We start from the raw sequence: 4,418 nt of genomic DNA on the forward strand, positions 1-4,418 counted from the left end.
ATCCACCCTATGAGGGCTCATAGGGTGGATGAGCCACCGACGACAGGGGAAAGGTGGACAACTCACCGCCCTATGGGAACCCACCCACAGTCGGCTCACAGAAAGCCGACAGACGGACCACGGGCGGCCACGGCAGACTGAGAGCATGACGACAACGGTCCCCCTCACCCGCGCCGACGGGTCGCCGATCCGCGTGCTGGTGGTCGACGACGAGCCGAACATCACCGAACTGCTGCGCATGGCGCTGCGTCCCGAGGGATGGGAGGTGACGGTGGCGCACACCGGGATCGCCGCGGTCAAGGCCGCGCGCGAGAGCGACCCCGACGTGATCGTGCTCGACGTGATGCTGCCCGACATCGAGGGCACCGAGGTGCTGCGCCGCATCCGCGACTTCGCGCCGACCACGCCCATCGTCTTCCTCACCGCCCGCGACGCCGTCGAGGACCGCGTCTTCGGGCTCACCCTCGGCGGCGACGACTACGTGACGAAGCCGTTCAGCCTGGAGGAGCTGGTCGCACGGCTGCGCGGCCAGGTGCGCCGGGCCGGCGCGGCGCAGACGGCCGAGCAGAACGTCCTCACCGTCGGCGACCTCACCCTCGACGAGGACAGCCACGAGGTATTCCGCGACGGCGAGGAGATCGAGCTGACCGCGACCGAGTTCGAGCTGCTGCGCTTCCTCATGCGCAACCCCCGCCGTGTGCTGAGCAAGGCGCAGATCCTCGACCGCGTGTGGCACTACGACTTCGGCGGCCAGGCCAACGTGGTCGAGCTGTACATCTCTTACCTGCGCAAGAAGATCGAGACGGGACGCACGCCGATGATCCACACCAAACGCGGCGCGGGCTACGTGCTCAAGCCATGACCCGCCGCCTCGTCCTCATCACGATGGCGCTGATCGCCGTCGTCGGCGTCTCGGTGTCGGCGCTCGCCACGCTGACGATGAGCTCGGTGCTCACCGACCGGCTCGACGAGCAGCTGCACGCCTCCCTCGACCGTGCCACCCGCGAGCTCGACGAAAGCCCGTCCTCCGGCCCGCCCCGCCCTGGCGGCGCCGGCCCGGTGCCCGCCCCGCTCGGCCAGGGCGAGGGGACCCTGACGGCGGTCGCCGACGACGGCTCCTGGATCGGCATGACGATCGGCGACGGGGACCGGGCGCATGTGTCCGAGGCGGTCATCGAGGCGCTCGCCGCCGTGCCCGCCGACGGCGAGACGCACACCGTCGACCTCGCCGACCTCGGCGGCTACCGGGTGCTCGTGGTCGAGGAGGAGGACGGCCTGCAAGTGGCCGCCGGACTGCCCACGACCGACCGTGACGAGACCCTGGCGACGCTGCTGTGGTGGGAGGTGGCGCTCACCCTCGCGGGCGTGGCGGTCGCGGGCGTGGCCGGACGGACGCTGGTGCGACGCGAGCTGCGGCCGCTGCGCGAGGTCGCCGCGACCGCGCACCAGGTGGCCGTGCTGCCCCTGTCGTCGGGCGAGGTCGGCACCACCCCGCGGGTGGCCGAGCGGCTCAGCGACCCGTCGACCGAGGTCGGCCAGGTCGGCGCGGCGCTCAACGCGATGCTGGAGCACATCGAGCTGTCGCTGGCCGAACGGCACGCCAGCGAGGAGCGGCTGCGCCAGTTCGTCGCCGACGCCTCGCACGAGCTGCGCACCCCGCTGACCACCATCGCCGGCTACACCGAGCTGCTGCGCGCGGGGGCCGACGCCGAGACGCTGGCACAGGCGCTCGACCGGATCGACTCCGAGGCCGGCCGCATGTCCGGGCTGGTCGCCGACCTACTGCTGCTGGCCCGCCTCGACGCCGGACGACCCCTGGAGGCCGAGGAGGTCGACCTGACCCGGCTGCTGGTCGAGACCGTCTCCGACCGTCAGGTGGTCGACCGGGACCGCCAGTGGCGGCTCGACCTCCCCGACGAGCCGGTCACCGTCACCGGCGACGACCAGCGGCTGCACCAGGTGGTCGTCAACCTGCTGAGCAACGCCTCCCGGCACACCCCGGAGGGCACCGTCGTCACGGCCCGGCTCCGCGCCGAGCCGGGACGGGCAGTCGTCGAGGTGCACGACACCGGCCCCGGCCTGCCCGCCGAGCTGGTCCCCCGGGTCTTCGACCGGTTCGCGCGGGGCGACTCCTCGCGCACCCGCGCCTCCGGCGGCGCGGGCCTGGGCGCCTCGCTGGTGAGGGCCATCGCCGAGGCGCACGGCGGCTCCGCGCAGGTCGAGAGCGCCCCCGGCGACACGACCTTCCGGGTTTCGCTTCCCCGATAGGTTGTGCGTGTCCCCCGCGTGCGCCAAGATCGAGGCGACCCCTCTCCCAGAAAAGGACGACCATGGCTCAGAAGCAGTCCATCCTCGGCCGGATCAGCCAGCTGACCAAGGCCAACATCAACGCCTTGCTCGACAAGGCCGAGGATCCGCAGAAGATGCTCGACCAGCTGGTCCGCGACTACACCAACTCCATCGCCGAGGCCGAGGACGCCGTCGCGCAGACCATCGGCAACCTGCGGCTGGCCGAGGCCGACCACGCCGAGGACGTCGCCGCCGCGAAGGAGTGGGGCCAGAAGGCGCTCGCCGCCTCGCAGAAGGCCGACCAGCTCCGCGCGGGCGGGCAGGCCGCCGACGCCGACCGTTTCGACCAGCTGGCGAAGGTCGCGCTGACCAAGCAGATCGGCTTCGAGAACGAGGCGAAGGCCGCCGCGCCGATGATCGCCTCGCAGGCCGAGACGGTCGAGAAGCTCAAGACCGGCCTGACGCAGATGCGCGTGAAACTCGACGAGCTCAAGACCCGCCGCGACCAGCTGGTCGCCCGCGCCCGCACCGCCGAGGCGCAGGCGAAGGTGGCCGACGCGGTCAAGTCGATCGACGTGCTCGACCCGACGAGCGAGCTGTCGCGCTTCGAGGAGAAGGTCCGCCGCGACGAGGCGCTGGTCGCGGGCAAGGCCGAGCTGGCCAACTCCAGCCTCGACGCGCAGTTCGCCGAGCTGGAGGTCGACGCCGCGCAGCTCGAGGTGGAGGCGCGTCTGGCCGAGCTGAAGCAACTCGCCGGAAACTCAGACGCGAAAAGCATCGCGGACGAGTCCCCGGCCTGACAGGATAGGGCGCATGAAGCTCTCAGAGACATTCCAGTACGAAGGCGCCTCGGTCGACGCGGTCTACGGCCTCATCACCGACCAGGCGTTCCGCAGCGAGGCCTGTGAGGACCAGGGCGCGTTGGAGTACGAGGTCGGCGTCGACGGCGGCACGGTCTCGCTCAGCCGCACGATGCCCGCCGAGGTGCCCGACTTCGTCAAGAAGCTCACCGGCAGCACGGTCAAGGTCAAGCAGACCGAGCAGTGGACCGACGCCGGCGACGGCAGCCGCACCGCCAGCGTCAAGGTCTCCATCGTCGGCCAGCCGGCCGAGATGCTGGGCACCGCGACCCTCGCCCCGAAGGGCGACGGCACGACGTTCACCGTCGAGGGCAACGTCAAGGTGTCCATCCCGCTCATCGGCAAGAAGTTCGAGGGCGAGTTCCACAAGCAGATCGTCAAGTCCCTGCGCAAGGAGGTCGAGCTCGGCCTGACCAAGCTCTGACCTGGACTGAACGAAGGGGGCTCCGACACCGGATGTCGGAGCCCCCTTCGCCTGTCCGCCTCACACCGGCCGCCACAGCCGATCCACAGGGAGCACATGAAGGCGATCCTCATAGGTGTAGGAGCGCGCTCCGACACTCAACGCGACCCCGGCGACGAACCGGTCGCCCACCGCGTCCCGCAGCTTGCGCAGACCTTTGAAGTCGGCGCCCGCCACCCGCTCGTTCGCCTTGACCTCGAAAGCCAGCACACCGCCGTCGTCGAACTCGATCACGAAGTCGACCTCGTCATGGTCGTGCGTGCGCCAATGGCCGATGGTCATGCCCTCGTCCAGCCAGGAGACCTGCTTGCGCAGCTCACCGACCACGAAGCTCTCCAACAGATGACCGAACTCCGTCAGCGCCGTCGGGTCCAGCGTCGCCAGTTTCGCCGGACTCAGCCGCAGCAGCCGCGCCGCCAACCCCGAGTCGACCACATGCGCCTTCGGCTTGGCCGCCGACCGAGCGTGCAAGGTCTTGCCCCACGCGGGCAGGCGCGCGATCAGAAAGAGGTCTTCCAACAAGCGGGTGTACTGCTCGACCGTCTTGCGGTCGACGCCCAGCCCGTCCGACACGTCGTTGAGATTGAGGACCTGCGCGGTACGCCCCGCTAGCCGCCCCAGCAGCTCCCGCAAGACCTGGCGTTGACGCACCCGCGACAACTCCATCGCGTCACGCTCGATCGACTGGCGGACGTAATTGTCGAACCAGCGGTGACGTGCCGCCTCGGAACGTCCGACCGCCAGCGGGAACCCGCCGGTGACGACCCGTTCCACGTAGTCGGCGCGCGGCGTGTCCGACGTCGGAC

The 4,418-nt window shown here is 70.4% G+C and carries 5 protein-coding genes; 4 read left to right on the forward strand and 1 reads right to left on the reverse strand.

Going from position 1 to position 4,418, the window contains the following annotated elements:
* The first annotated feature begins 145 nt into the window (after positions 1-145).
* The 4 genes from QM621_RS11100 to QM621_RS11115 all read left to right on the forward strand — a co-directional run bounded on the left by QM621_RS11100 (position 146) and on the right by QM621_RS11115 (position 3,573).
* Entirely contained in the window at positions 146-862 is a 717-nt protein-coding gene (locus QM621_RS11100; RefSeq protein WP_414990446.1) for a response regulator transcription factor, read from the forward strand.
* A complete protein-coding gene (locus tag QM621_RS11105; protein ID WP_414990447.1) occupies positions 859-2,268 on the forward strand; it encodes a sensor histidine kinase in 1,410 nt (469 codons plus the stop codon). Before QM621_RS11100 ends, QM621_RS11105 begins: the two co-directional genes overlap by 4 nt.
* 62 nt (positions 2,269-2,330) lie before the next feature.
* On the forward strand, positions 2,331-3,089 hold the full coding sequence (locus QM621_RS11110) for a PspA/IM30 family protein (RefSeq protein WP_414990448.1): 759 nt from the start codon (positions 2,331-2,333) through the stop codon (positions 3,087-3,089).
* Positions 3,090-3,102: 13 nt separating this feature from the next.
* A complete protein-coding gene (locus QM621_RS11115; RefSeq protein ID WP_414990449.1) occupies positions 3,103-3,573 on the forward strand; it encodes a DUF2505 domain-containing protein in 471 nt (156 codons plus the stop codon).
* A gap of 60 nt (positions 3,574-3,633) precedes the next feature.
* Here QM621_RS11115 and QM621_RS11120 read toward each other — a convergent pair.
* A partial coding sequence (locus tag QM621_RS11120; protein WP_414990450.1) for an ATP-binding protein occupies positions 3,634-4,418 on the reverse strand: 785 nt, incomplete at its 5' end.

Origin of the sequence: Aeromicrobium sp., assembly GCF_047606445.1 — a bacterium.
Classification (GTDB): domain Bacteria; phylum Actinomycetota; class Actinomycetes; order Propionibacteriales; family Nocardioidaceae; genus Aeromicrobium.